We start from the raw sequence: 24,247 nt of genomic DNA, 5'->3' as shown, positions 1-24,247 counted from the left end.
CCGGGCCTCGGCGCAGCCAGGCCGCCGGGCCGGCGGCGTCGGATCGTCGGACCACCGAGCCGTCGGACCGCCGGGCTGGGGCTGCCGTGCTGTCGTGCCGTCAGGGGCGCAGCAGCCGGGCCAGTGTGCTGCCCAGGGCCTCGGCCGGGTCGGCCGGGAGTGCGGCGGTGCGCCAGGCGATGAAGCCGTCCGGCCGGATCAGCGCGGCTCCGTCCGGGCCCACGCCGTAGGCCTTGAGGAAGCGCTCGACCGTCTCCGGCGGCTCCCCCGCACCGACCCGACGGGCCGTCAGGTCCAGCCCGGTGGCGGCCCGGACGGCCGCTGCGGCGGGCTCCCAGGCGGCCCCGGCCGGGCCGGCCAGCAGCAGGAAGCCGCCGGTCAGCAGGTCGTGCAGCGGAGTGGTGCGGCCGTCGACGACCAGCGGGAGGTGGGCGGCGCGGGTGCCGGGGCGGCCGGAGGGCACCACCGGGTCCTCGACCGGGGCGCCGTCGTCCGGGCCGTCCTCGGTGAGCACCGCGCCGGAGCGGTAGACCTGGCCGAACAGCACGGTGGTCTCCGGGCGGTGCCGGGCGGCCGCCTCGGCGTCCAGTCCGCTGCGCTGGAGGTAGCGGATGACGCCCTGCTCCACGGTGAACTCGGCGACCGGCGCCCGCTCCTGCTCGTAGCTGTCCAGCAGTTCGGGGCCGGCCTGGCCGCGCAGCACCAGGGCCAGCTTCCAGGCCAGGTTGTGCGCGTCCTGGACGCCCATGTTGCCGCCGAAGCCGCCGGTGGGCGGCATCACGTGCACGCAGTCCCCGGCCAGCAGCACCCGCCGGTCGCGGAACCGGTCGGCGACCTGGGCCGCCACCTCCCAGCTGCTCGCCGACTCCACCTCGACCGCCAGCTCCGGCACCCCGACGGCGGCCCGCACCAGTTCGACGCACTCCTCGGCGGAGTACTCCCGGTGGCTGGCCCCCGGCGGCAGGCTCGGCGCCAGCACCCAGCGGTCCGACTCCGGCCCGCCGATCCGCCCCAGCACGCCCTTGACCCGCTCGTTGCTGACGAAGCAGAGGAAGAAGCTCCGCCCGGCGACGTACGGGTCGAGGTCGGCGTGGAAGATGACGCTCATCTGCTGCCCGAGCACGCCGCGGCCGTGCGCGCCGATGCCGAGGCCCTCCCGGATCTCGGCGCGGAAGCCGTCGGCGGCCACCAGGTAGCGGCTGCGCACCGTCCGTTCGGTGCCGTCGCGCAGGTCGCGCAGCACGGAGGTGACGCCGTCGGCGTCCTGACGGTGGCTCACCAGCTCGGTGCCGAAGCGGAGGTCGGCGCCCAGCTCACGGGCCCGCTCCAGCAGCACCGGCTCCAGGCGGTCCTGCCCGATCAGCGTCCATCCGGTGGTGCCGACCTCGTTCGGGTCGTGCCGGAACGGGCCGTCGAAGCGGCCGAGTTCGGTCCCGGTCAGCGAGGTGACCTGGAGGATGTCGCCGTACTGGGCGCCGGGCGTCTCGCGCTCGCGCACCCGCTGCTCCAGGCCGAGCGCCCGCAGCAGCTCCATGGTGCGCGGGCTGGCCGCCTGCGCCCGGGGGTGCGCCGAGACCTCGGTGTGCCGCTCCACCAGGACCGGCCGGATGCCCTGCCGGGCCAGGAAGAGGGCCTGGGCCAGACCCACCATGCTGCCGCCCACGATCAGGACGTCGGTCGTCTCCACGGCCATGTCCGCTCCCTTCGGTTGCCTGTGTCGGATCCCTGCCGGGCGAAGCGAACACCGGGCCGCTGGGGCCGGGCTGGTGGGACGGGCGAGCCGCGGAGCGCGGTGCCGTACCACGTCCCAGGCGGATTCGAGCGCTGTCCCAGCCGGTCTGGCGATGCTTCGTCAGGTACCGGCCGACGGACGGAGAGGGGTGGCGGGGAGCGTGGTGGAGACCTTGAGCGTGGCGGTGCTGGTGGGCACCGGTCTGGTGGCGGGGGTGCTGTTCGCGGTGGCGATCAGCGTGGTGCCCGCGCTGATCGCGATGACGCCGGAGCACTACGTGGCCACCCACAAGCTGCTCGGCCGCCACTACGACCGGATCATGCCGTTCGTGGTGGCCGGGTCCACCCTGGCCGACCTGGTGCTGGCGGTCCGGGCCGAGGGCCCGCCGCGGCTGCTGTTCGGTGCGGCGGTGGTGTGCATGGCGGGGGTGGCGGCGGTGTCGCAGACCAGGAACGTGCCGATCAACCGGCGGGTCAAGGCCACCGGGCCGGCCGACCTGGGCCCCGGCTGGCAGGACCCGCGGCCGCAGTGGCGCGACTGGCACCTGGTGCGCACCTGCTGCGCGGCGGCCGGCTGCTCGCTGACGGCGGCCGCGGTGGTGCTGTCGTGACCGGCGGCACCGTCCGGCGGGCGCTGCCCGAGGGCCCGGACCGGGCGGGGGCGGACGAGCGGATGCGCGAACTGCTCTCCCGGGCCGACCCGGGGCCGGTGGCGCTGCACCTCGCGCTGCTGCACTTCACCGGGCGGCGCAGCGGCCGCCCGTACACCGTGCCGGCCGGGGTGCACCGGCTGGGCGGCGCTCTGGTGGTGGCCACCGGCAGCGGCTGGCGGCACAACTTCGCGGGCGGCGCGGCAGGTGAGCTGACCTGGCGGGGCCTGCGCGGCCCGGTCCGCTACCGGCTGGCGGAGGACGCCGAGCGGACCGCCCGCGGCTATCTGGAGCTGTACCACCGCTACGGCGAGGCGGCCGGGCGGCGGCTGGGCATCGCGGTGACGGCGGCCCCGGACCTGGCCGCGTTCCGGGCCGCCGTGGCGGCCGAGGGCCTGGCGCTGGTGGACGTGGAGCCGCAGGCCGGCACCTGGGGCGGGCCGGACGGCGAACTGCCGTGAACCGCAAGCGAATCGGACCGGACGAGAGGACTGCAGGATGAGCGGGATCACGGGCTGGGTGGACTTCGGGCGGGACGCGGCCGGGCAGGCCGGCACCCTGCGGGCGATGTCCGCGGCGCTGGCGCACCGCGGGCCGGACGGCGCGGGCGAGTGGGCCGAGGGGCCGGCCGCACTGGCGCACCGGCGGCTGGCGCTGCTGGAGCTCGAACGGGGCGCGCAGCCCGCGGTGTTCGCCGACGGCGGCCGTCCGGTGGCGGTGCTGGCCCTGGACGGGGCGCTCACCAACCGGGACGAGCTGGCCGCCGAACTGGCGTCCCGGGGGCACCGGCTGACGGACCGTTCGGACGCCGAGGCGGCGCTGCACGCCTATCTGGAGTGGGGCGAGGGGTTCCTCCCGCGGCTGGAGGGCCTGTTCGCGCTGGCGGTCTGGGACGTCCGCCGGCAGGAGCTGCTGCTGGCCAGGGACCGGCTGGGCGTCAAGCCGCTGTGCTACGTGACCACCGCCGCCGGGGCGCTGTTCGGCTCCGAGCCGAAGGCGCTGCTAACCCATCCGGAGGTCAGCCCGGTGGTGGACGCGGACGGGCTGCGCGAGCTGTTCGCGCACAGCCGCAAGCCGGGCACCGGCGTGTTCCGGGGGATGCGCGAAGTGCTCCCCGGGCACTGGCTGACGGTCCGTCGGGAGGGCGTCACCGAGCAGCGCTACTGGTCGCTGCCGGCCCGGCCGCACACCGACGACACCGCGACCACCGTCGCCACGGTGCGGGAGCTGCTGGCCGGTTCGGTGGCGCGGCACCTGCGGGCGGACGTCCCGGTCGGTGCGATGCTCTCCGGCGGGATCGACTCCAGCGCGCTGACGGCGCTGGCGCAGCGGACCCTGCGGGAGGCCGGGGGCGGGCCGCTGCGCACCTTCTCGGTCAACTTCACCGGCTACACCGAGAACTTCCAGCCGCACCCGACCATGCGGGCCACCCCCGACGCCCCGTTCGCCGAGCTGGCGGCCCGTCACATCGGCACCGAGCACACCGAGATCCTGTTGGACACCGCCGCGCTGGCCGACCGCGAGGTGCACGCGGCCGCGCTGCGCAGCCAGGACGTGCCGTCCCCGCTGGGCGACATGGACGTCTCGCTGCTGCTGTTCTTCGCGGCGCTGCGCCGTGCGGGGGTGACGGCGGTGCTCTCCGGCGAGACCGCGGACGAGGTGTTCAACGGCTACTTCTGGGCGTACGACCCGGACCACAGCAACTCCCGCACCTTCCCCTGGGTCTCGTTCGAGCGCGGCCACGACGCGGCGGCCGGCGGGCTCGGCTGCTCCCTGGTGGACCTCGGGCTGCGCAAGGAGCTGGACTTCCTGGAGTACGCCGACCAGCACTACCGGGACGCGCTGACCGAGGTCCCGCACGTGGCCGGCGAGAGCGCTGCCGAGCGCCGGGCCCGCGAGGTGAGCTACCTGGCGCTGACCCGCTGGGCGCCGACCCACCTGGACCGGGCGGACCGGATGAGCACGGCGCACGGCGTGCAGCTGCGGCCGCCGTTCTGCGACCGGGCCCTGGTGGAGTACGTCTACAACGTGCCCGCCGAGCTCAAGCGGGTGGGCGGCCAGGAGAAGAGCCTGCTGCGGGCGGCGGTCGCCGACCTGCTGCCGGAGCCGGTGCTGAACCGGCGCAAGAGCGCCTACCCGACCACCCAGGACGCCGAGTACGGGGAGCGGCTGCGGGCCCGGTTCGCCGAGCTGGCGGCCGACCGCGGGGCGGCCGTCGCGCCGCTGCTGGACACCGCCGCGACCAGGGCCGCGCTGGCCCCGGGCGGCGCGCCCAGCGGGGCGTTCGCCTGGGTCGAGCGGGCCAGCATGGAGATGATGATCCAGCTCGACACCTGGCTGACCGAGTACCGGGTGGACCTGCGGCTCTGACGTGGCGGCGTCACACCTCGGCCGCCGCATTCGTCCGGATCGCATTCCCCGGCTGACTTGATTCGGACCGTCCTTGCCATATATGTGCACGGGCGAATATGGTGGCGGGCGAACTGGGAAAGATTGGGTTCAGGGCAGGTGAATTCTTCACCATTGCCCGCCGCTCCCCCCAGCGGTCCCGTAGCCACCCAGCGCCTGGGACGAGGCGGCCACTGCCGCCCAGGAAAAGAAAAGGCAAAAGACGGGCAATGGTCATTTGCCGCTGTACTCAGCCCCACCGGGATTGCCAGGTGTGAATGTGGCCGAAATGAGGATTCGCCATGCTGGAGATCGGAATTCTGGGCTCGCTCCGCGTACACCGTGACGGCGGAGACGTCACCCCCTCCGCCCCCAAGCTGCGCCAGGTGCTCGCGCTGCTGGTGCTCAACGCCAACACCCTGGTCAGCGTCGACCAGCTGTGCGAGGAGCTCTGGGAGGACCGCCCCCCGCTGAGCGCCCTGACCACCCTTCAGACCTACATCTACCAGCTGCGCCGGCGGCTGCGGCTGGCCACCGGACAGACCGGGGCACCGTTCGCCTCCTGCCCGCCGAGCGGCCGCCCTGCCCTGCTCACCAGGGTCGGCGGCTACGAGCTCCAGCTGGAGGACAAACAGGCCGTCGACGCCTACCGCTTCGAGCAGTTGGTGGAGCGCGGCCGCGGCGAGCACCGGGCCGGCCTGGGCCGGCAGGCGGCCGACACCCTGGCCGAGGCGCTGGGGATCTGGCAGGGCCAGGCCCTGGTCGACGTGACCGGCAGCCGGCGGCTGGCCGCCTGGTCCACCCAGCTGGAGGAGCACCGCCGCAACGCGATGGAGCGGCGCTTCGCGATCGAGCTGGAGCTCGGCCGCCACCACGCGGTGCTGGACGAGCTGTCGACGGCCTTCCGGGCCCATCCGACCCACGAGGCCTTCGCCGACCAGCTGATGCGGGCCCTGCACCGGAGCGGCCGCCGCCCGGAGGCGCTCGACGTCTTCCGCACCCTGCGCACCCGCCTGGTGGACGACCTCGGGCTGGAGCCCTCGGCGGCGCTGCAGCAGCTGCACCAGGAGGTGCTGGCCGACCGCGGCCGACCCGCCGCCCCGCCCAGAAGCGGCACCGGGCGGCCGGTCCCGCAGCGGACCGCCCTGCTCAGCCCGGCCCAACTCCCGGCCGACGTCGGGGACTTCGTCGGGCGACAGGAGGAACTCGCCGAACTCGAGGGATACTTAGGCGCCACCCGGCGGGCCGAGTCGGGCACCCGGGTGGTGGAGGTGCACGGCGCCCCCGGCGTCGGCAAGACCGCGTTCGCGATCCGCGCCGCGCACCGGCTGCGCCGGTACTTCCCCGACGGCCAGCTCTACGTCGACCTGACGGCGGTGGGCCACGGCACGGCCCAGCTCACCGAGGTGCTGGCCGCCGCCCTGGGCTCGCTGGGCCTGCGCCGCGACGAGTTGCCGACCGGGCTGGACGACCTCAGCCGGCTGCTGCGCAGCTGGACCGCCGACCGCAGGGTGCTGGTGGTGGTCGACGACGTGCTGGCCGCCTCCCAGCTGCGCGCCCTGATCCCCGGCGGCTCCGGGTGCGCGGTGATCGCCACCAACCGGTACCGGGCGCACAGCCTCGGCATGGGCCGCAAGGTGGTGCTGTCGGCGCTCTCCACCGACGACTCGCTGCGGCTGTACAACCGGGTGGCCGGCGGGCGGCACTGGCAGGACGAACCGGCCGCCGCGCACGAGCTGCTGCGGATGTGCGAGGGGCTTCCGCTGGTGCTCCGCGCGGTCGCGGCCCGGCTCGCGGCCCGGCCCGGCTGGTCGGCGGCCCGGCTGGCCGAACGGCTGCGCAGCAACCAGTCGGTGCTGCTCGGCCTGCCGGCCGGCACCCAGTCGCTGGCCGGCACCGTGGAGTCGAGCTACCGTCACCTGCCGGAGCCGCACCGGAAGTTGCTGCACCTGCTGGCCGAGCGCAACCGCCGGTGTTGGCGGGCGGACGACGCGGCCAAGCTGCTGTCTCGGCGAGCGGAGGACGCCGAGACCCTGCTGGAGGACCTGGTGGACGTGCACCTGGTGGACGAACTGCCGGTCAGCGCCGAGGACCGGGAGTCCGGGGCCGCCCCGGCGTACGCGGTGCCGCGGCTCACCCGGCACGCCCTGCTGCTGCTCCGGGGCGAGGAGGCCCCGCCCTCGGCACCGCGGCACGAGCCCGCCGGCACCGCCCTGCTGACCCACCCCGGCCTCGCCGGCTGACCCCCGCCCACCCGGCCCGCCCCTCCCCCGTCCGACCGATCCCGGCCCGTCACGCCTCCCCGGCGCGACGGGCCGCGGTGCGTCCCGGCCCGCTCCGGCCCCGCCCAGCGGCCTTCCAGGAGCCTTCGAGAGCGCCTCGATCACCGCCCACCAGCATGGGTCGGGTAGCGACGAGCAAGGAGGCACCGTGCATCGAACGCTGATCGTGGCGAGGATGGACCTCGCCGACGCCGAGGGCGTGGCGCAGGTCTTCGCCGACTCGGACGGCACCGAACTCCCCCATCTGGTGGGCGTGTCCAGGCGGACCCTGTTCGCCTTCCACAACCTGTACTTCCACCTGGTCGAGGCCGAGCAGGACATCGCACCCAACCTCTACCGGGCCCGGAGCCACCCGCGGTACCAGGAGATCAACACCCGGCTCGGCGAGTTCATCACCCCGTTCGACCCGAACTGGCGCGAGCCCAGGGACGCGATGGCCGTGCCGTTCTACTCCTGGACCCCGGACGGCGGCGCCGAGATCACCCGGCCGAACGGCGCCAACCTGGGCGGTGGCGCATGAGCGCCCCCGCGGTCAAGGTGGCCGTCGACGCCGTCGAGGCGAACACCAAGCGCGGCGGCGACATCCGGGTCACCCTCAGCCCCCGGACGGTGGGCTGCCGTTCGGGCTTCGGCGGGCGGCTCACGCTGGCCCCGGGCGAGTACGTCACCGAGCACCTGCACCCGTACTCCGAGGAGTTCCTGCACGTGGTGCGGGGCCGGCTGGAGATGACGCTGGACGACCAGCCGGTGCAACTCACCGTGGGCGATTCACTGTTGGTCCCGATCGGGGTCCGGCACCGGCTGGTCAACACCGGCGACGAGACGGCCGAGGCGGTCTTCCACCTCTCGCCGCTGGCCCCCCGGCCCGAGCTCGGTCACATCGACACCGAGCAGCCGCTGGACGCCGCCGCCGGCAATCCGGACGTCGGCGCCCCGGGGGCGGGCGGCGCGCAGACCGGAGGCGCGCGGTGAGCCGACGGGCCGTCATCACCGGCGTCGGGGTGGTCGCGCCGGGCGGCATCGGCCGGAAGGCCTACTGGGACCTGCTCGCGGCGGGGCGCACGGCCACCCGCAGGATCAGCCTGTTCGACCCCTCCGGCTTCCGCTCCCAGGTGGCCGCCGAGTGCGACTTCGACCCGCGCGCGGCCGGGCTCACCGCCCGGGAGGTCCGGCGGATGGACCGGGCCGCCCAGTTCGCCGTGGTGGCGGCCCGGGAGGCGGTGGCCGACAGCGGCCTCGACCTGTCCGGCGCGGACCCGGCCCGGCTGGCCGTCTCGGTCGGCAGTGCGGTCGGCTGCACGATGGGCCTGGAGGAGGAGTACACCGTCCTCTCCGACCAGGGCCGCGACTGGCTGGTGGACCACAGCTACGGCGTCCCGCACCTGTACGGCTACATGGTGCCCAGCACGCTGGCGGCCGAGGTGGCCTGGCAGGTCGGCGCCGAGGGGCCGGTGGCGCTGGTCTCCACCGGCTGCACCTCGGGCCTGGACTCGATCGGCCACGGCGTGCAGCTGATCGAGGAGGGCAGCGCCGACGTGATGCTGGCCGGGGCGACCGACGCCCCGCTGTCGCCGATCACCCTCGCCTGCTTCGACGCCATCAAGGCGACCACCCCGAGCAACGCCGACCCGGAGCACGCCTCGCGGCCCTTCGACGGCCGGCGCGACGGGTTCGTGCTGGGCGAGGGCTCGGCGGTGCTGGTGATCGAGGAGGCGGCGGCGGCCCGTCGCCGGGGCGCCGAGGTGTACGCGGAGGTGCTCGGCTTCGCCGGGCGCAGCAACGCCTTCCACATGACCGGGCTGAAGCCGGACGGCCGGGAGATGGCCGAGGCGATCCGGGTCGCGCTGGACCGGGCCGGGACCGACCCGTCCGCCGTCGACTACGTCAACGCGCACGGCTCCGGCACCAAGCAGAACGACCGGCACGAGACCGCCGCCTTCAAGCGCAGTCTCGGGCCCCGGGCCCACGAGGTCCCGGTGAGCTCGATCAAGTCGATGATCGGTCACTCCCTGGGCGCCATCGGCTCCCTGGAGATCGCCGCCTGCGCGCTGGCGCTGCGCCACCAGGTGGTGCCGCCGACCGCCAACCTCACGGTGGCCGATCCGGAGTGCGACCTGGACTACGTGCCGGTGACCGCGCGCGAGCACCGGATGGACCGGGTGCTCAGCGTGGGCAGCGGGTTCGGCGGCTTCCAGACCGCGATGGTGCTCGGCCGGCCGGGCACGGGGGTGGTCCGGTGAGCGCCTCGGGGCTCGGCACCGGGCGGCCCGGCCGGGCCGTGGTGACCGGGATCGGCGTGGTGGCCCCGACCGGGATCGGCGCCCGGCAGCACTGGGAGTCGGTGCTCGCGGGCAAGAGCGGCCTCGGCCGGATCACCCGCTTCGACACCACCGGCTACCCGGTCGGCGTGGCCGGCGAGGTGCCCGGCTTCGAAACCGCGGAGCAGGTGCCGGGCCGACTGGTCCCGCAGACCGACCGCTTCACCCACTTCGCGCTGGCGGCCGCAGCGGCCGCGCTGGAGGACGCCGGCGCCGATCCGGCCGCGCTGCCCGAGTACGAGATGGCGGTGGTGAGCGCGAGCTCCTCCGGCGGCACCGAGTTCGGACAGCACGAGATGGAGCGGCTGTACCAGCGCGGCCCGTCCTGGGTGACGGCCTATCAGTCGATCGCCTGGTTCTACGCGGCGACCACCGGCCAGGTCTCCATCCGGCACGGCATGCGCGGCCCCTGCGGGGTGCTCTGCTGCGAGCAGGCCGGCGGCCTGGACGCGCTCGGGCAGGCCCGGCGGCTGCTCTCCTCCGGCTCGCGGCTGGTGCTCAGCGGCGGCACGGACGCCTCGCTCTGCCCGTACGGACTGGTGGCCCAGCTGTCGGCCGGCGGGCTCTCCACCGAGGACGACCCGGCCCGCGCCTACCTGCCCTTCGACCGGGCCGCGACGGGCTTCGTCCCCGGGGAGGGCGGCGCCTTCCTGGTGGTGGAGAGCGCCGCCGGGGCGGCCGGGCGCGGCGCCCCGCACTACGGCGAACTGCTGGGCTACGCGGCCGGGTTCGACCCGCCGCCGGGCTCCGCCCGTCCGCCGGTGCTGGCCGCCGTGATCCGGCGCGCGCTGGCCGACGCCGGGCTGGCCGCCGAGGCGGTGGACGTGGTGTTCGCCGACGCCTCCGGCCGGCCGGAGCAGGACCTGGCCGAATCCCGGGCGATCACCGAGGTGTTCGGCCCCGGCGGGGTGCCGGTGACGGCGCCGAAGACCCTGACCGGCCGGCTCTACGCCGGCGGCGCGGCGCTGGACACCGCCACCGCCCTGCTGGCACTGCGCCACGGACTGGTCCCGCACACCGCGGGCCCGCTCCGCCCGGCCCCCGGCCACGAGATCGACCTGGTGCTGGACCGCCCCCGGCCGACCGCACCGCGCACCGCCCTGGTGCTGGCCCGCGGCCACGGCGGCTTCACCTCCGCGCTGCTGGTCGGCGCCGGTGACGGCCCGCATCCCACGACATGACCCGAGACGACGAAAGGCGGCCGCTGATGGCCCAGTTCACGGTGGAGGACCTGCTGCGGATCCTGCGCGAGGGTGCCGGCACGGACGAGCGGAGCGCTGCGGACGGGAGGGACCTGACGGACGTGCCGTTCAGCGAGCTGGGCTACGACTCGCTGGCCCTGCTGGAGCTGGCCGGCCGGGTGGAGCGGGAGTACGGCTTCCGCATCCCGGACGGCGAGGTGGAGCAGAAGGAGACGCCCCGTCAGGTGGTCGACTACGTCAACGCACGGCTCGCCGGGGCGGTGCGCTGATGGCCGGGCACACCGACAACGCGATCACCATCGACGCCCCGATGGAGCTGGTCTGGGAGATGACCAACGACGTGGCCGGGTGGCCGCGGCTGTTCAGCGAGTACGCGAGCGCCGAGATCCTGGAGCTGGACGGGGACACCGTGCGGTTCCGGCTCGCGCTCCACCCGGACGAGAACGGCACGGTCTGGAGCTGGGTCTCCGAGCGGACCCCGGACCCGCGCACCCGCACCGTGCGGGCCCGCCGGATCGAGACCGGCCCGTTCCAGCACATGGACATCCGCTGGTCCTACGTCCAGCAGCCCGACGGCGTCCGGATGCGCTGGCTGCAGGACTTCGCGATGAAGCCCGGCGCTCCGCTTGACGACGCCGGGATGACCGACCGGCTGAACCGCAACACCCTGGTCCAACTGCGGCTGATCAAGGCCAAGGTGGAGGCCGCCGCCCGGGCCGGCTCGCAGCTGTCCGGCCGCCGGTTCCTGGTCACCGGCGGCACCCGGGGCATCGGCCGCGGCATCGTGCTGGCCGCCGCCCGGGCGGGCGCCGACGTGGTGACCTGCCACCGGCGCCGGGACGAGGCCGTCGGCTCGCTCGAAAGGGAACTGGCCGCCACCCCGGGCAAGCACCGGGTGCTGCGCGCCGACGCCTCCGACGAGCGGGACGTCGAGCGGCTGCTGGACGAGTGCGACGCCGGCCTCGGCGGGCTGGACGTGGTGGTCAACAACGCCGGCGCGTTCCGGCCGGTGCCCTACCGGGACCTCGACCCCGCCGAGTGGGCGGCCACCGTCCAGGGCAACCTGACGGCCACTCACCTGGTCACCCGGCGCGCGCTGCCGCTGCTCGGCCCCGGCTCCTCGATCGTCAACCTCGGCTCCACGGTGACCGGGATCGGGATGGCCGGCGGCGCCCACTACACCGCCGTCAAGGCCGGCCTGGTCGGGCTGACCCGCTCGCTGGCCCGCGAGCTCGGACCGCAGGGCATCCGGGTCAACACCGTCTCCCCCGGCCGGATCGCCACCGAGGCACTGGACGAGCTCCCCGCCGAGGAGGCCGAGCGGCAGCGCCGGCTGTTCGCCTCCTTCACCGCGCTCGGCCGGCTCGGCACCGTCGAGGACATCGCCCGGCTGGTGCTCTTCCTCGGCAGCGAGCACGCCTCGTACATCACCGGCCAGGACATCCACGCCGACGGCTGCGTCTGACCCCACCCAACGCCCCCGCCCCACCCGACCCCGGCCCGCCGGACCCGATCCGTCCGGCAGGCCTCAGGAGGAGATCCCGATGGAATTCGCACTGCACGGCAAGAAGATCCTGGTCACCGGCGGCACCCGCGGCATCGGCCGCGGCATCGTGCTGGCCGCCGCCCGGGCCGGCGCCGACGTGCTCACCTGCCACCGCCAGGAGGGCGAGGCGGTGGACAGCCTGGTCCGGGAGCTCAAGGAGACCCCGGGCGAGCACCACGTGATCCGCGCCGACCTGGCCCGGATCGAGGAGGTGGACCGGCTGGCCGCGCTCGCCAGGCAGCACTACGGCCGCCTCGACGGGGTGGTCAACAACGCCGGCGTGATCAGCCACGTCCCGTTCGCCGAGCTGCCCGCCGACGAGTGGTCCCGGGTCATCGACACCAACCTGACCGCCGCCTACCGGGTGATCCAGCAGACCCTGCCGCTGCTCGGGGCCGGCTCCTCCGTGGTCAACATCGGCTCCCGGGGCGCGGCCGCCGGCATCCCGCTGCGGGCCCACTACACCGCCGCCAAGGCGGCCATGACCGGGCTGACCCGCTCGCTCGCCAAGGAGCTCGGCCCGCGCGGCATCCGGGTCAACGTGGTGGCGCCCGGCGTGATCGAGACCGAGGCCTTCGAGGCCATGCCCGCCGACCGCGCCGAGGCGCTGCGGGCCACCTACGCGCAGAAGACCTCGCTGGCCCGGCTCGGCACGGTGGCCGAACTGGCCGCCCCCGTGCTCTTCCTGCTCAGCGACCTGTCCGGGTACGTCACCGGCGAGACCCTCAACGTGGACGGGGGCATCTGATGGGCGAGCAGGTGTTCCGGGTGATGCTGCGGATGCAGATCAACCCCGGCATGGAGGGCGACTTCGAGCGGGTCTGGCGCGAGGTGGGCGACTCGGTCACCGACCACCCGGCCAACCTCGGCCAGTGGCTGTCCCGCAGCGCCGAGGAGAGCGGCGTCTACTGGATCGTCAGCGACTGGACCGACGAGCCCAGGTTCCGCGAGTTCGAGACCAGCGACCGGCACCTGACGCACCGGCAGAAGCTGCACCCGTACCGCAGCGCCGGCTCGATGACCACCATGCACGTGGTCGCCGCGCTGGCCGGCGCGGCCGGCGGCGCGCCGTGACGGCCGGCGCCGTCGAGGTGGTGCTATACCACCTGAGCGACGACCCGGCGGCCGTGCTGACGGCGTACCACGAGTCCAGCCGCCGGATGGCCGGCACCCCCGGCCTGCTCGGCAACCGGCTGCTCGGCGCGCCCGGCCGCCCGGACTGCTTCGTGGTGGTCAGCCGCTGGGCCGACTGGGAGGCCTTCGAGCGCTGGGAGGGCGGAGCCCGGCACCGTGACCAGACCGCCCCGCTGCGCCCCTTCCGCGACACCGCCCGCGAGCGGCCGTTCGAGATCTACCGAGAGCTCGCCAGCTACGGCGCGGCCAGCCGCGAGCCGGACCCGACAGGAGCCAGCGCATGACCCACCCGGCCACCCCGGCGGCGCCGCTCGACCTCTTCACGCCCGCCTTCCACCAGGACCCGTACGCCGTCCTCGCCGAACTGCGCGAGGCGGCGGGGGCCGTCCCGGTGCTCACCCCCAACGGACTGCGCACCTGGCTGGTCACCCGCTACGAGGACGCCCGCGCACTGCTCGCCGACCCGCGGCTGAGCAAGGACATGCGGGTCGGCTTCCAGCTGGTCCCGAAGAACTTCGCGGACCCGGCCGCGCGGGAGGCGTTCCTCCGGGAGGCGGGCGAACGCAGCCAGTTCCCGCAGGAGTTGAGCGCGCACATGCTGGACAGCGACCCGCCGGACCACACCCGGCTGCGCCGCCTGGTGGGCCGGGCCTTCACCGCCCGCCGGGTCGAGTCGCTGCGGCCCCGGATCACCGCCCTGGTGGACGAGCTGCTGGACGGCCTCGCCGGGCAGGACCGGGTCGAGTTGATGGAGGCGCTGGCCTTCCCGGTGCCGTTCACGGTGATCTGCTGGCTGCTCGGGGTGCCGCCGGACGACCGGGCCGAGTTCCGCCGCTGGTCCAACCTGCTGGTCTCCGGCGCCGGCACCGAGGAGGTCCGGGACGCCAACGTGGCGATGATCGGCTACCTCCGGGCGCTGATCGCGGCCAAGCGCGCGGCGCCCGCCGACGACCTGCTGAGCGATCTGGTGCACGCCGAGGAGGAGGGCGAGCGGCTGGCGGCCGAGGAGCTGGTCCCGATGGCCTTCCTGCTGCTCGTCGCCGGGCACGAGACCACCGTCAACCTGATCGGCAACGGCACCCTGACCCTGCTCACCCACCCCGCGGCCCGGGCCCGGCTGGCCGCCGACGCCTCGCTCTGGCCCGCCGCGGTCGAGGAGTTCCTGCGCCACGACGGGCCGGTCTCCAACGCCACCTGGCGCTTCACCACCGAGCCGGTGAAGGTCGGTGACGTGCTCATCCCGGAAGGCGAGTTCGTCACCATTTCACTGGCCGCGGCCGGCCGCGACCCGGCCCGTCACCAGGACCCGGACCGCTTCGACCTCGACCGGCCGAACGCCGCCGGCCTGGCCTTCGGCCACGGCATCCACCACTGCCTGGGCGCCCCGCTGGCCCGGCTGGAGGGGCAGATCGTGATCGGCCGGCTCTTCGAGCGCTTCCCCGGCCTGCGGCTGGCCGGGGAGCCCGGCGAGCTGCGCCACCGTCAGAGCCTGATGATGCGCGGCCTGGAGGAGCTCCCCGTCCATCTCGCCTGACCCCGGCCCGCCCCTACCCCCGCCCGCACTCACAGCCAGGAGACTCCCATGGCACGTCCCCACTGGGCACCGCCCGAGGTGGACATCGACACCCCGAGCATCGCCCGGGTCTACGACTACTGGATCGGGGGCACCCACAACTTCCCGGTCGACCGCGAACTCGCCGAGCGGGTCTCGGCGGGCAACCCCGACCTGGTCCGCACCCTGCGGGCCAACCGCGCCTTCCTGCGCCGCTCGGTGCGGGAGCTGTCCGCCCTGGGCGTCCGTCAGTTCCTGGACATCGGCTCCGGCATCCCGGCCGAGGGCAACGTCCACGACGTCGCCCTGGCCGCCCACCCGGACAGCACCGTGGTCTACGTGGACATCGACCCGGTCGCGGTCGCCCACGGCCGGGCCATCCTGGCCGAGGAGCCGCGGGCCGCCGTCTTCCAGGGCGACCTCTACGAGGCCGAGCGGATCCTGACCGCCCCGGAGACCCTGGAGCTGATCGACTTCGACCGGCCGGTCGCCCTGCTGCTCGCCGCCGTCCTGCACTTCGTCCCCGACGGGGACGACCCGCTGAAGCTGATCCGGCAGTACACCGACCGGCTGGCGCCCGGCAGTTACCTGGTGCTCTCGCACGCCGGCGCGGACCAGGTGCCGCGGACCGCACCGCAGGCCGCCGAGAACTACCGCAGCGCCGTCAGCCAGGTGATCTGGCGCAGCACGGAGGAGCTGGCCGCCCTGTTCGCCGGGCACCAGCTGCTCGAACCCGGCGTCGTCCGGGCCCCGCTCTGGCGGCCCGAGCCCGGCGAACTGCCGGACCCGGAGCTCCCGATGCTGGCGGGGGTGGCGGTCAAGGCCGGCGGGTGAGCGGGGTGGACACCTCGCTGCACGGACCGGCGCGGCCGGCCGCCGGGGCGGGTGCCCCGGCCGGCCGGCCGCGCGGGCTCGGCACCCTGCTCGCGGTCGACCTCTGGGAGCGGTTCAGCTTCTTCGGCATGGCCGCGATCCTGGTGCTCTACCTGACGGACGGTCAGGACCGGGGCGGAGCCGGGATGACCGCGCAGAACGCCACCGCCGTGTTCGCGGCGTTCATGGCCCTCGGCTTCCTGGCCGGCCTGCCGGGCGGCTGGCTGGCCGACCGGGTGCTCGGCTGCCGCCGCGCCGTCCTGCTCGGCGGCGCGCTGATCGCCGCCGGGCACGCCGTGCTCGCGGCACCCTGGGGCGCCGCGCTGTACGGCGGCCTGCTGCTGGTGGTGGCCGGCACCGGGCTGGTCAAGCCCGCGATCGCCGCCCTGGTCGCCTCGGTCAGCGGCCCCGACCCGGGCCGCCGGGAGGCCGCCTTCGCCCGGTTCTACCTCTGCATCCAGGCCAGCGCGCTGATCGCTCCGGTGGTCACCGGGCTGCTCGCGGAGAAGATCGCCTGGCACCTGGGCTTCGCCGCGGCCGCCGTCGGCATGCTGGCGGGCCTGGTCCAGTTCGCCCTTGGGTCACCGGGGTTGGGGGAGCACGGGCTGCGCCCGGCGCGCCCGCTCCCCCGCGCCGAGGCGGTGCGGACGCTGCGCCGCACGGTGCCGGCCGTCTGCCTCGCCGGCGGCCTGGCGGCGGCCGCCGCCGCGGCCGGGGCGGTGCCCGTCGCGCTCGCCGTGCTCGGCCTGGGCACCGTGCTGCTCCCGTTCTGGTACCTGCGCGCGCTGCGCCGCCGCTCCCCGGAGGTGCGGCTCGGCGGGTTCACCGCGCTGATGGCCGCCTCCTCCGCGTTCTGGATGCTGTTCGCCCAGGGCGGCTCGGTGCTCGGCCTGTTCGCCGAGCGGCACACCGACCGTCAGGTGCTCGGCTTCGAGGTCCCGGCCAGCTGGTTCCAGTCCGCGCACCCGCTCTTCGTCCTGCTGGCCGCCCCGCTGGTGGCCCGCTGGTGGCGCCGGGCCGGGGAGCGGGCCGACGCCCCGGTGAAGTTCGCCGCCGCCCTGGCGGCCGCCGGGCTCAGCTTCCTCCTGATGGCCACCGCGGCACTGCTCGCCCTGCGCACGCCGGTCGGCCCGCACTGGCTGCTGCTGGTCTACCTACTCCACTCGCTCGGCGAACTCTCCCTCGCCCCGGCCGCGTTGGCCCTGGCCGCCACCGTCGCCCCGCCCGGCAGCACGGGCCGCTTCCTCGCCCTCAACGGCCTGTTCGCCGCCGTCGGCGTGGTCGCCGGCGGCCAGCTGTTCCGCCTCACCGCCGTGCTGCCGCTCCCGCTCTACTTCCTCCTGCTCGGCACCTTCGTGCTCGGCGTCGGCGCCGCGGTCGCCCTCGCCGCGCCCCGCCTGCGCGTCAGCTCCGCTCCTCCCGCCGGGACCTGACGCCCCGCCGGTCCCGGTCCCCCATCGCCGGAGCCCCCGTCAGGGAGCCTTCGCGCCGGGGGCTTCGGCCGTCGCGGCCCGGCGGGCCGGCCCGGCCACGGCGTCGCGGTCCTCGGCACCGCCTTCTTCTCCTGGGCCGCCGCCGACGGCTCCACGCCCGGCGCGGGCCGCACCCTCGGCCTGGGCGCACTGGCCCTGCCGGCCGCCTTCGCCCTGGCCTTCCTGCTCCCCCGACGGGCCAGGCCCGAGCAGCAGCACCCGTGACGCGCCGACCGACGGGTGGACGGACTGGTCCGGCCGGGCCAGTCCGTCCGCGCGTCGGAGCACGTCCCCGCACCGCGGGTGGTGACCTGCCGGAGGGGGTCCGTCCCGACCCGTACCCGAAGGAGATCCATGCCCACCGCACTGCTCCACCGAGGGCTCAGAGCCGCGGCCGTCGCCGCCCTCGCCCTCACCACCACCCTGACCGGTGCCACCGCGTCCACGGCCGCGCCCGAGACCGCACCGGTCCCGGTCGAGGTCACCATCGGCCCCGACGGCATCCAGGCGCCGGACAGCGCCCCGGGCGGCCTGGTCGCCTTCCGCCTGACCACCGCCGATCCGGCCGGCCGCTCCCTCCAGGTACTCCGCCCGAAGGACGGCTCCAGCATCGACGAGCTGCTGGCGGGCCTCGCCCAGGCGGTCTCGGCGGACCCGGCCGCCGCCGCCCAGGGCATCACCCTCGCCCAGCAGCGCGGAGAGGCGCTCGGCGGCGTCCACGCCACCCCGGCCGTCCCCGGCACCGCCACCACCGAGATCACCCCGGGCACCGTCTACCTGGTGGACTTCACCTCCTTCCTGAGCGACCCGCAGCACCCCGTGCTGCGCTCCCTGGAGCTCTGTGACGGACCGTCGGCCACCCTGGCGCACTACCCGGACGGCATCGTCATCACCCACGAGACCCCGGGCGGCCCGCGCTTCCTGACCGAGGGCGTCACCCGCGCCGACGGCCACTACCTGGTCCGCAACGCCTCCGACGAGATCCACGAGATGGCGCTGCAGCGGGTGCCGGACGGCACCACCGACGAGCAGCTCCAGGCGGTCTACGACGCCATCCTCTCCGGCAACCCGCCGGCGCCCGGCCCCCAGCAGCCGATCATCGGCCTGGGCGCCATCTCCCCCGGCCGCAGCGCGCTCTACCACGCCGAGGGCCTGCCGCCCGGCACCTACGTGCTGCTCTGCTTCGTGCCGGACCACGAGAACGGTCTGCCGCACGCCTTCCTCGGGATGCACCAGGTGGTCGTGCTGTCCTGATCTCCCGTCAGCCCCCGGACCGCCCCGGCACCCGCCTCAGCCGATGCCCTGGCGGTCCGGGGTGAGGGCGAACCCGCGGTCGTCCGCGTCGGCCACGTGCTGTGCCACCGCCCGCTCCAGCAGCGCCCGTTGGGCCAGCAGGGGCGGGCGGCGCCCGTCCGGGGTGATCCGCAGCAGGTCGTCCAGGGCGGCGGCCAGCCGACGGGTCACCTGCGGCTGGCCGGCCCCGCAGATCCGGATCTCGGTGAAGGCCAGGTCCACCGTGCACTGCCAGTCCGGGATCGGCTGCACCAGCCGGACGGCGCCCTCATTGTCCCGGTAGCGCAGCTCGCCGAACGGGTACCCGGCCAGCAGGGCCAGCAGCTGGTGGATCCGGTCCACCGCCTGCACGGCCGTGGTCGGGTCGTTGACCGCCGGGGAGAGCGCCCGGATCGCGATGTCCACCAGCTGCCGGAACCCGAAGCTGAGGTCCTGGTGCATGGTGCGGTCCACCCCGATGTTCAGCGCCCCGGCGATCCGGCGCGGCCGCGGCGCGGTGCCGCCGGAGACCACCACCGTGGGAGTGCCGGGGGCGATGAAGTCCCCGATCCGGGGCACCAGGTGGAGCACCGCGCCGTGCCGCCGGGCGATCCGCACCAGCCGCCCGAGGCTGACGTCCCGCAGCACCCCCGAGTCGCCCTGGTGCAGCAGCGTGACGGCGTCCGACGGCGGGTCCAGCCGGGGCCCGGTCTCGGGGGCCATCCAGCGGTAGGTGGTGAGCACCCCGACCGACTCCCGGGTCACCCGGTCGATCACGTGCGGCACCCGCAGCAGGCGCATGGTGGACTGCACGTAGAGCACGAACAGGCCCAGGCTCAGCAGCACCAGCAGGATCGCGACCAGGGTGGAGACCACCGGCACCGTGGTGACCTTGGTCGGGTCGGTGGTGTCGTCGTAGCCCAGCTGCACCAGCAGGGTGAAGAGGAAGGTGGCCAGGCAGGTGGAGAAGGTGGCCTTGGTGATCCGGGAGCGGACGTACAGCCGCAGCACCCGGGGGCTCATCTGACTGGCCGCCATCTGGAGCGCCACCAGCGAGATGGAGAACACCACGCCGATGAAGGTCAGCATCGCCGAACTGACCGTCGAGACCACCGCCTTGGCCCCGCTGGCGAAGCTCAGCAGCCCCTCGGCGCTGCCCGTCTGGCTGATCTCCTCCTTCACCACCTCGGAGTCGATCCAGCTGGTGCCCAGCGCGAGCAGCACCGCCCCGACGCAGGTCACCAGCGGCGCCACCCAGAAGGACTCGCGCAGGTGCTCGCGGAGCGGGGAGAGCGGCCGGTGCCGCAGGCGGCCGGGCGGCTTGGTCGGCTGACGGTCGGTCATCCGCCCACGCTAGCCCGCCCGGCGGCCCCGCCCCCGCTCAACGCGCCCGGGCTACCAGGGCAGCGACCACTCCTGCGCCTTGTTGCCGGGGGTGCAGGTCAGCATCGTGGTCTGCACCCCGGCGCCGTTGTCCGTCAGGCAGGTCTGGCCCCCGTGGTCCCGCAGGGTGTACCGCCCGGAGCCGGCCGAGACGATCGACCAGCGGTAGGTGAAGCTGAAGCCCGTGCTGAGCGAGACGGTGTACGTGCCGCCCGGGTTGAAGTCCTGCACCATCGACGGCTTGTCCAGGCTGCACGGGTGGATCTCGTACCAACCGCCCGAGTCCGCGCCCGAGCGGACCCAGCCGTAGGAGGTGGTGCCGCCGGAGACCACGGCCGCGCCGCCCTCGGGGGTGCCGGTGGACAGGCCGAGCTTGCGGCCGCTCTGCCCGTTGGTGATGGCACCCCAGCCGGTGCCGCCGCAGCCCTGCGGCGGGCCGCCCGGCTGTGCGGGCGGCGGCGTGGTCTGGGTGGGCGGCTGCGCGGTCGTGCCGCCGCCGTTGTTGCCGCCGTTGCCGGAGCCGCCGGCCGCCGCACCGCCACTGGCCGACCCACCGCTCGCCGCGCCGCCGCTGCCCGAGCCGCCCCCGGCCGCACCGCCCTTGGTGGCACCGCCCGCCGCCGCACCGCCCGCCGCCGCACCACCCGCCGCGCCGCCGCCCGCAGCGCCACCGCCGCCCACCGCGCCGCCGGCGTTCGGCTGCTGACCGTTCGTCGGCCCCGGGGTGTTCTCCGGTCCGCCCGGGGTGGCCTGCGGGGAGGCCGTGGCGTTCGGGTCGACCGAGGGCGAGGGGCTGCCCGAGGCCGCGGACGAGCCGCTGTCGGTCGCCGCGCCGGTGCCGGTGCCGGCCGCCTGCGGAGCGCTCGCCGCCCCGGAGGGCTTGGTCCCCGCCGCCTCCGCGTGCCAGGGCGCCTTGTCGATCAGGTACGCGCCCCCGGCGCCGCCGACCACCAGCAGGGGCACCACGATCGGCACCAGCACCCGGGTGCGCCGGCGCTGCGGCTGCTGCGGCTGGTTGGAGACCGTCACCGGGGTCTCGGCCTGACCGGGACGGACGGGGACGAAGGCGCTGGCGATCACCGTCGGTTCGCGGACCGGCTCGGCGGCCTCCGGCCGCCCGGCGGCCGCCCGGGCGGCGGCGGCCATCGCGGCGGCGTCGGCGTAGCGCTCCGCCGGGTCCTTGCGCAGGGCCCTGGCGACGAACTCCCGGACCGGCTCGGGGAAGGACTCGCCGAGCTGCGGCGCGGGCTGCTGGATGTGCTTGAGCACGATCTCCAGCACCGTCTCGCCGGTGAACGGCAGCTGCCCGGTGAGGAGTTCGAAGGCCACCACGCCGAGCGAGTACAGGTCGGAGGCCGGCGAGGAGGAGCCTCCGTCGGCCTGCTCGGGGGCGATGTACAGCGCGGTGCCGAGCACCGAGTTGGTGGTGGTGATCTTCGTGCCGGCCATCGCGTGGGCGATGCCGAAGTCGGTCACCGTGACGCCGCCGTCGCTGCGCAGCATCAGGTTGGAGGGCTTGATGTCGCGGTGCACGATGTCCCGCTGGTGGGCGGCGTGCAGCGCGTCCAGGGCGTCGGCCATCAGACCCAGCGCCTTGGCGGGGACCATCGGGCCGTCGGCGGTGAGCACCTCGTTGAGCGGCTTGCCGTCGATGAACTCCATGACGATGTAGGCGATCCGCTCGCCCTCACCCTCACCGGGCTCCCCGTAGTCGTGGACGTGCACGATGCCGGGGTGCTTGAGGGTGGCGAGGATGCGGGCCTCGCGGCGGAACCGCTCGGTGAAGTTGCGGTCCTCCAGCAGGCCGGGGTGCATGATCTTGACCGCGACCTCGCGCTCCAGCACGGCGTCCTCGGCCCGCCAGACGTCGCCCATCCCGCCGCCGCCGACCCGTTCGGTGAGCTTGTACCGCTCCCCGAGCACGGTCCCCCGACCCCACATGCCGCCCCCTTGTCATGGCCGGTACGGACTACTGACCGACCGTCAATTCGCGCACAGTCTGCCAGAAGCCCCTCCGGCCTCAACCCCCCAGGAGCCCCCGCAGTGCCAGGGCGTCCGGTGCCACCGCCGTGACCAGCGAGGACGCCTCCCCCGGCAGCACCATCAGCACCGCGTCCACCCCCTCCGGGACGGCTGGAGCGGGCAGCCCGACGGTCAGCAGCTGGCCCGCCGTCCGGTGCCCGCCCAGGCAGGCCGGACCGTCCCAACCGGGAGCGCCGGGGCCCAGGTCGGTCTGCTGGTCCAGGACCGTCCGGCCCGCCTGACGGACGGTCAGACGGGAGGTGAGACGGCCGGGCGGGGCTCCCCGGTTCCAGTCGTGCGCCCGGCCGAGCACCTGCTCCTCCCGGTAGCGCAGCCGGGCCCCGGCGGCCAGCTCGACCACCGTGGTCAGCACCAGGTGGCTGCCGCTCGCGGCCACCACCGGCTCCGGCCGCCAGTCCAGCAGCGCACCCTCTCCCACCGTCAACTCCACGGCGTAGCGGGCCTCACCGCCCTCCCGCCCCGGCAGGCTGACGGTGGCGGCGGCGCTGGTGACGTACAGCGCGGCGCCCGGCCGGACGGTGGCCCGCACCGCCAGCCGGTCGCCGCCCAGCGGCGCGGCCATCGCCCCGACCAGCACCACGTGCGCACCGGGCGCGGCGCCCAGCGTGCGGCGCACCGCGATCGGGCCGCTCCCGGCCAGCTCGGGCAGCGCGGTCCCGCCCCGGCCGTCCGGCTCGGCGGTGATCCGGGTGACCGCCGGGCCGGCCAGGACGGCCCCGGTGGTCACCGCCGCTGCCACTCGGCCAGCCGGGCCCGGACCCAGGCCGCCACCGGCGCGATCCCGTCCGGCGCGGTCAACGCCGTGAACAGCGTGGGCAGTTCGCCGCGCTGCGCCTTGGCGTCCCGGGCCATCACCGCCAGGTCGGCGCCGACCAGCGGGGCCAGGTCGGTCTTGTTCACCACCAGCAGGTCGGAGGTGGAGACGCCGGGGCCGCCCTTGCGCGGGATCTTGTCGCCGCCGGAGACGTCGATGACGAAGACCTGGTGGTCCACCAGGCCCCGGCTGAAGGTGGCCGTCAGGTTGTCGCCGCCGGACTCCACCAGGATCAGGTCGAGCGGGCCGAGGGCGGCCTCCAGCTCCTCCACCGCCTCCAGGTTGGCCGAGATGTCGTCCCGGATCGCGGTGTGCGGGCAGCAGCCGGTCTCCACCGCGGTGATCCGCTCCGGCGGCAGCACCGCGTTGCGCAGCAGGAACTCGGCGTCCTCGGTGGTGTAGATGTCGTTGGTCACCACCGCGAGCGAGAGCTCCTCGCGCAGCTCGCGGCAGAGCGCGGCCACCGTCGCGGTCTTGCCGGAGCCGACCGGGCCGCCGAGGCCGATCCGCAGCGCGCGCGGGGTCCGGGGCCGCTCCGACACGGCGGAGTGGGTGTGGTGGACGGAGACGTCGTAGGGGTCGACGTGGTCACGATGCAAAGAGACGCACCTTCCAGGAGCTGTGCCGCTCGGCGTAGACGTCGAGCAACGGGGCCGAAGCGGCCGGGAGTTCCCCCCGGCCGGCTGCCGTCACCGCGGCGGCGGCGACGGCGTCGAGGTCCGGCGCGAGCCGGGCCAGATGGGCGGTGACCTGGTACGGGTCCAGGCCGAGCAGCCGGACGCAGGCGGTGGCCGGCCCGTTGACGCTCTCGTACACGGCCACCGCCGCCGCCTCCCGCGGGCCGAGGCCGGCCGCGTGGGCGGTGGCGCCGAGCACCACCGGCTGGTGCACGCCGCCGGGGTGACGCTCCCGCAGGCCGTCCAGCACCGGGTGCGGCCACGCCGCCCGGGCCGCCCGCAGCAGCTGCCGGCCGAGCTTGCGGCTCGCCGCCCGCTGCACGGGCGAGGGGGTCCGCGCCTCGGCGGCCTCGTCCCACGCGTCCACCCGCTCCGGCTCCAGCGCCGCGGCGGCGGCCAGAGCGGCCGAGGTCAGCCCCACGGTGTGCAGCCGTCCCAGCAGGAAGGCCGCCATGCTCTCCGCATCGCGCACCCGCCCCGCCCGCACCGCGGCCTCCGCCCCGCCGGAGTGCGCGTGCCCCCCCGCGGGGAACCGCCCGTCGGCGAGCAGCAACAACGCGGCGACGCCCCCGCCCGGGCCGAACCCGCCCGCGACCGGCGCCGGTTCGGACGCCAGGCCGTCCGGCGGCCGCCCGGGCCGGCTCGCCGCAGGCGGTGGCCCGGCCCCCGGCGGGGCTCCGTGCACCCGAACAGCCTCCCCCGCGCCCGCCGCAGGCGGTTGCCCGGACGGGGAGCGGGCCGGGAACGTCTCCGCCGGCCCCGGCGCGAGCCACTGCCCGGCCGGCAGCGCCGCCTCACCCGCCGCGGGCGGCACCCGGGAGCCGGTCTCCGTGTCCGTCATCCCGCTGCCCCCTGATCCCGCCCCCTGCGGGCTTCCTCGCCCCCACGTGACCCCCTCCGGGCCCGCCGC

General features: G+C 75.4%; 24 protein-coding genes and 1 pseudogene. 18 read left to right on the top strand and 7 right to left on the bottom strand.

Annotated features, from left to right (window positions below; translation table 11 throughout):
- Nucleotides 1-100: 100 nt before the first annotated feature.
- Nucleotides 101-1,693: an FAD-dependent monooxygenase gene (locus tag ACWCYY_RS05365; protein ID WP_449795180.1), complete on the bottom strand. Its 1,593-nt coding sequence runs from the start codon at nt 1,691-1,693 to the stop codon at nt 101-103.
- Between the two features lie 199 nt (nt 1,694-1,892).
- On the opposite strand from ACWCYY_RS05365, the gene ACWCYY_RS05360 reads away from it, so the two are divergent.
- The 17 genes and pseudogenes from ACWCYY_RS05360 (at nt 1,893) to ACWCYY_RS05280 (ending at nt 17,109) form a co-directional block, all read left to right on the top strand.
- Nucleotides 1,893-2,342: an anthrone oxygenase family protein gene (locus ACWCYY_RS05360; protein ID WP_449795179.1), complete on the top strand. Its 450-nt coding sequence runs from the start codon at nt 1,893-1,895 to the stop codon at nt 2,340-2,342.
- Nucleotides 2,339-2,842, top strand: a complete 504-nt coding sequence (locus ACWCYY_RS05355) for a hypothetical protein (protein WP_449795178.1) — start codon at nt 2,339-2,341, stop codon at nt 2,840-2,842. The genes ACWCYY_RS05360 and ACWCYY_RS05355 overlap by 4 nt, the downstream gene beginning before the upstream one ends.
- 37 nt (nt 2,843-2,879) lie before the next feature.
- Nucleotides 2,880-4,751 carry an asparagine synthase (glutamine-hydrolyzing) gene (gene asnB, locus ACWCYY_RS05350; protein ID WP_449795177.1) on the top strand — a complete coding sequence of 624 codons (1,872 nt, stop codon included), beginning with the start codon at nt 2,880-2,882 and terminating at the stop codon, nt 4,749-4,751.
- A 320-nt stretch (nt 4,752-5,071) separates the two neighbouring features.
- Nucleotides 5,072-7,012 (top strand): BTAD domain-containing putative transcriptional regulator, encoded by a 1,941-nt coding sequence (locus ACWCYY_RS05345; RefSeq protein ID WP_449795176.1) that lies wholly within the window; start codon nt 5,072-5,074, stop codon nt 7,010-7,012.
- Nucleotides 7,013-7,199: 187 nt separating this feature from the next.
- Complete coding sequence (locus tag ACWCYY_RS05340) at nt 7,200-7,571, top strand: TcmI family type II polyketide cyclase (RefSeq protein WP_449795175.1); 372 nt, start codon at nt 7,200-7,202, stop codon at nt 7,569-7,571.
- Nucleotides 7,568-8,023: a cupin domain-containing protein gene (locus ACWCYY_RS05335; protein WP_449795174.1), complete on the top strand. Its 456-nt coding sequence runs from the start codon at nt 7,568-7,570 to the stop codon at nt 8,021-8,023. Before ACWCYY_RS05340 ends, ACWCYY_RS05335 begins: the two co-directional genes overlap by 4 nt.
- Nucleotides 8,020-9,291, top strand: coding sequence for a beta-ketoacyl-[acyl-carrier-protein] synthase family protein (locus tag ACWCYY_RS05330; RefSeq protein WP_449795173.1), 1,272 nt, complete (start codon nt 8,020-8,022; stop codon nt 9,289-9,291). Before ACWCYY_RS05335 ends, ACWCYY_RS05330 begins: the two co-directional genes overlap by 4 nt.
- Nucleotides 9,288-10,550, top strand: coding sequence for a ketosynthase chain-length factor (locus ACWCYY_RS05325; protein ID WP_449795172.1), 1,263 nt, complete (start codon nt 9,288-9,290; stop codon nt 10,548-10,550). Before ACWCYY_RS05330 ends, ACWCYY_RS05325 begins: the two co-directional genes overlap by 4 nt.
- 26 nt (nt 10,551-10,576) lie before the next feature.
- A complete protein-coding gene (locus tag ACWCYY_RS05320; RefSeq protein WP_345280906.1) occupies nt 10,577-10,840 on the top strand; it encodes an acyl carrier protein in 264 nt (87 codons plus the stop codon).
- Nucleotides 10,840-11,292: pseudogene (locus tag ACWCYY_RS05315) on the top strand (SRPBCC family protein); the annotation flags it as partial. The gene ACWCYY_RS05320 and the pseudogene ACWCYY_RS05315, both read left to right, overlap by 1 nt.
- Complete coding sequence (locus ACWCYY_RS05310; RefSeq protein WP_380148685.1) at nt 11,269-12,036, top strand: SDR family NAD(P)-dependent oxidoreductase; 768 nt, start codon at nt 11,269-11,271, stop codon at nt 12,034-12,036. The pseudogene ACWCYY_RS05315 and the gene ACWCYY_RS05310, both read left to right, overlap by 24 nt.
- A gap of 79 nt (nt 12,037-12,115) precedes the next feature.
- Nucleotides 12,116-12,865 (top strand): SDR family NAD(P)-dependent oxidoreductase, encoded by a 750-nt coding sequence (locus tag ACWCYY_RS05305; protein WP_380148454.1) that lies wholly within the window; start codon nt 12,116-12,118, stop codon nt 12,863-12,865.
- On the top strand, nt 12,865-13,191 hold the full coding sequence (locus ACWCYY_RS05300; protein WP_380148452.1) for an antibiotic biosynthesis monooxygenase family protein: 327 nt from the start codon (nt 12,865-12,867) through the stop codon (nt 13,189-13,191). Before ACWCYY_RS05305 ends, ACWCYY_RS05300 begins: the two co-directional genes overlap by 1 nt.
- Nucleotides 13,188-13,535, top strand: a complete 348-nt coding sequence (locus ACWCYY_RS05295) for an antibiotic biosynthesis monooxygenase family protein (RefSeq protein WP_380148450.1) — start codon at nt 13,188-13,190, stop codon at nt 13,533-13,535. The genes ACWCYY_RS05300 and ACWCYY_RS05295 overlap by 4 nt, the downstream gene beginning before the upstream one ends.
- Nucleotides 13,532-14,785, top strand: coding sequence for a cytochrome P450 family protein (locus ACWCYY_RS05290; RefSeq protein WP_449795171.1), 1,254 nt, complete (start codon nt 13,532-13,534; stop codon nt 14,783-14,785). The genes ACWCYY_RS05295 and ACWCYY_RS05290 overlap by 4 nt, the downstream gene beginning before the upstream one ends.
- 48 nt (nt 14,786-14,833) lie before the next feature.
- A complete protein-coding gene (locus ACWCYY_RS05285; protein WP_449795170.1) occupies nt 14,834-15,637 on the top strand; it encodes an SAM-dependent methyltransferase in 804 nt (267 codons plus the stop codon).
- A complete protein-coding gene (locus ACWCYY_RS05280; protein ID WP_449795169.1) occupies nt 15,634-17,109 on the top strand; it encodes a peptide MFS transporter in 1,476 nt (491 codons plus the stop codon). Before ACWCYY_RS05285 ends, ACWCYY_RS05280 begins: the two co-directional genes overlap by 4 nt.
- Before the next feature lie 39 nt (nt 17,110-17,148).
- Here the strand turns inward: ACWCYY_RS05280 and ACWCYY_RS05275 are convergent, their stop codons facing one another.
- Nucleotides 17,149-17,436 carry a hypothetical protein gene (locus ACWCYY_RS05275; protein ID WP_380148442.1) on the bottom strand — a complete coding sequence of 96 codons (288 nt, stop codon included), beginning with the start codon at nt 17,434-17,436 and terminating at the stop codon, nt 17,149-17,151.
- 66 nt (nt 17,437-17,502) lie between these two features.
- Here ACWCYY_RS05275 and ACWCYY_RS05270 point away from each other — a divergent pair, with 66 nt between their 5' ends.
- Complete coding sequence (locus ACWCYY_RS05270; RefSeq protein ID WP_380148440.1) at nt 17,503-18,402, top strand: hypothetical protein; 900 nt, start codon at nt 17,503-17,505, stop codon at nt 18,400-18,402.
- Nucleotides 18,403-18,438: 36 nt separating this feature from the next.
- Here the strand turns inward: ACWCYY_RS05270 and ACWCYY_RS05265 are convergent, their stop codons facing one another.
- From ACWCYY_RS05265 to ACWCYY_RS05245, 5 genes are all read right to left on the bottom strand, one after another.
- The gene (locus tag ACWCYY_RS05265) at nt 18,439-19,764 is read right to left on the bottom strand and encodes a DUF2254 domain-containing protein (RefSeq protein ID WP_449795168.1); all 1,326 of its coding nucleotides are present in this window, start codon (nt 19,762-19,764) and stop codon (nt 18,439-18,441) included.
- A 51-nt stretch (nt 19,765-19,815) separates the two neighbouring features.
- Nucleotides 19,816-21,744: a protein kinase domain-containing protein gene (locus tag ACWCYY_RS05260; RefSeq protein ID WP_449795167.1), complete on the bottom strand. Its 1,929-nt coding sequence runs from the start codon at nt 21,742-21,744 to the stop codon at nt 19,816-19,818.
- A 79-nt stretch (nt 21,745-21,823) separates the two neighbouring features.
- Nucleotides 21,824-22,573: an urease accessory protein UreD gene (locus ACWCYY_RS05255; RefSeq protein WP_449795166.1), complete on the bottom strand. Its 750-nt coding sequence runs from the start codon at nt 22,571-22,573 to the stop codon at nt 21,824-21,826.
- Nucleotides 22,570-23,202, bottom strand: a complete 633-nt coding sequence (ureG, locus tag ACWCYY_RS05250) for an urease accessory protein UreG (protein ID WP_380148683.1) — start codon at nt 23,200-23,202, stop codon at nt 22,570-22,572. Before ureG ends, ACWCYY_RS05255 begins: the two co-directional genes overlap by 4 nt.
- Nucleotides 23,203-23,248: 46 nt before the next feature.
- Complete coding sequence (locus tag ACWCYY_RS05245) at nt 23,249-23,953, bottom strand: urease accessory protein UreF (protein ID WP_449795364.1); 705 nt, start codon at nt 23,951-23,953, stop codon at nt 23,249-23,251.
- Between the last annotated feature and the right edge of the window lie 294 nt (nt 23,954-24,247).

The sequence above is a fragment of the Kitasatospora sp. NPDC001664 genome (assembly GCF_053596675.1).
This window is presented reverse-complemented; position numbering and strand designations above follow the sequence as displayed.

Bases quoted from the DNA above. Each gene is read 5' to 3' on its own strand.
- asnB (WP_449795177.1), top strand. From the start codon at position 2,880: ATGAGCGGGATCACGGGCTGGGTGGACTTCGGGCGGGACGCGGCCGGG.
- ACWCYY_RS05365 (WP_449795180.1), bottom strand. From the start codon at position 1,693: ATGGCCGTGGAGACGACCGACGTCCTGATCGTGGGCGGCAGCATGGTG.
- ACWCYY_RS05335 (WP_449795174.1), top strand. From the start codon at position 7,568: ATGAGCGCCCCCGCGGTCAAGGTGGCCGTCGACGCCGTCGAGGCGAAC.
- ACWCYY_RS05285 (WP_449795170.1), top strand. From the start codon at position 14,834: ATGGCACGTCCCCACTGGGCACCGCCCGAGGTGGACATCGACACCCCG.
- ACWCYY_RS05260 (WP_449795167.1), bottom strand. From the start codon at position 21,744: ATGTGGGGTCGGGGGACCGTGCTCGGGGAGCGGTACAAGCTCACCGAA.
- ACWCYY_RS05290 (WP_449795171.1), top strand. From the start codon at position 13,532: ATGACCCACCCGGCCACCCCGGCGGCGCCGCTCGACCTCTTCACGCCC.
- ACWCYY_RS05265 (WP_449795168.1), bottom strand. From the start codon at position 19,764: ATGACCGACCGTCAGCCGACCAAGCCGCCCGGCCGCCTGCGGCACCGG.
- ACWCYY_RS05320 (WP_345280906.1), top strand. From the start codon at position 10,577: ATGGCCCAGTTCACGGTGGAGGACCTGCTGCGGATCCTGCGCGAGGGT.
- ACWCYY_RS05345 (WP_449795176.1), top strand. From the start codon at position 5,072: ATGCTGGAGATCGGAATTCTGGGCTCGCTCCGCGTACACCGTGACGGC.
- ACWCYY_RS05305 (WP_380148454.1), top strand. From the start codon at position 12,116: ATGGAATTCGCACTGCACGGCAAGAAGATCCTGGTCACCGGCGGCACC.
- ACWCYY_RS05270 (WP_380148440.1), top strand. From the start codon at position 17,503: ATGCCCACCGCACTGCTCCACCGAGGGCTCAGAGCCGCGGCCGTCGCC.
- ACWCYY_RS05300 (WP_380148452.1), top strand. From the start codon at position 12,865: ATGGGCGAGCAGGTGTTCCGGGTGATGCTGCGGATGCAGATCAACCCC.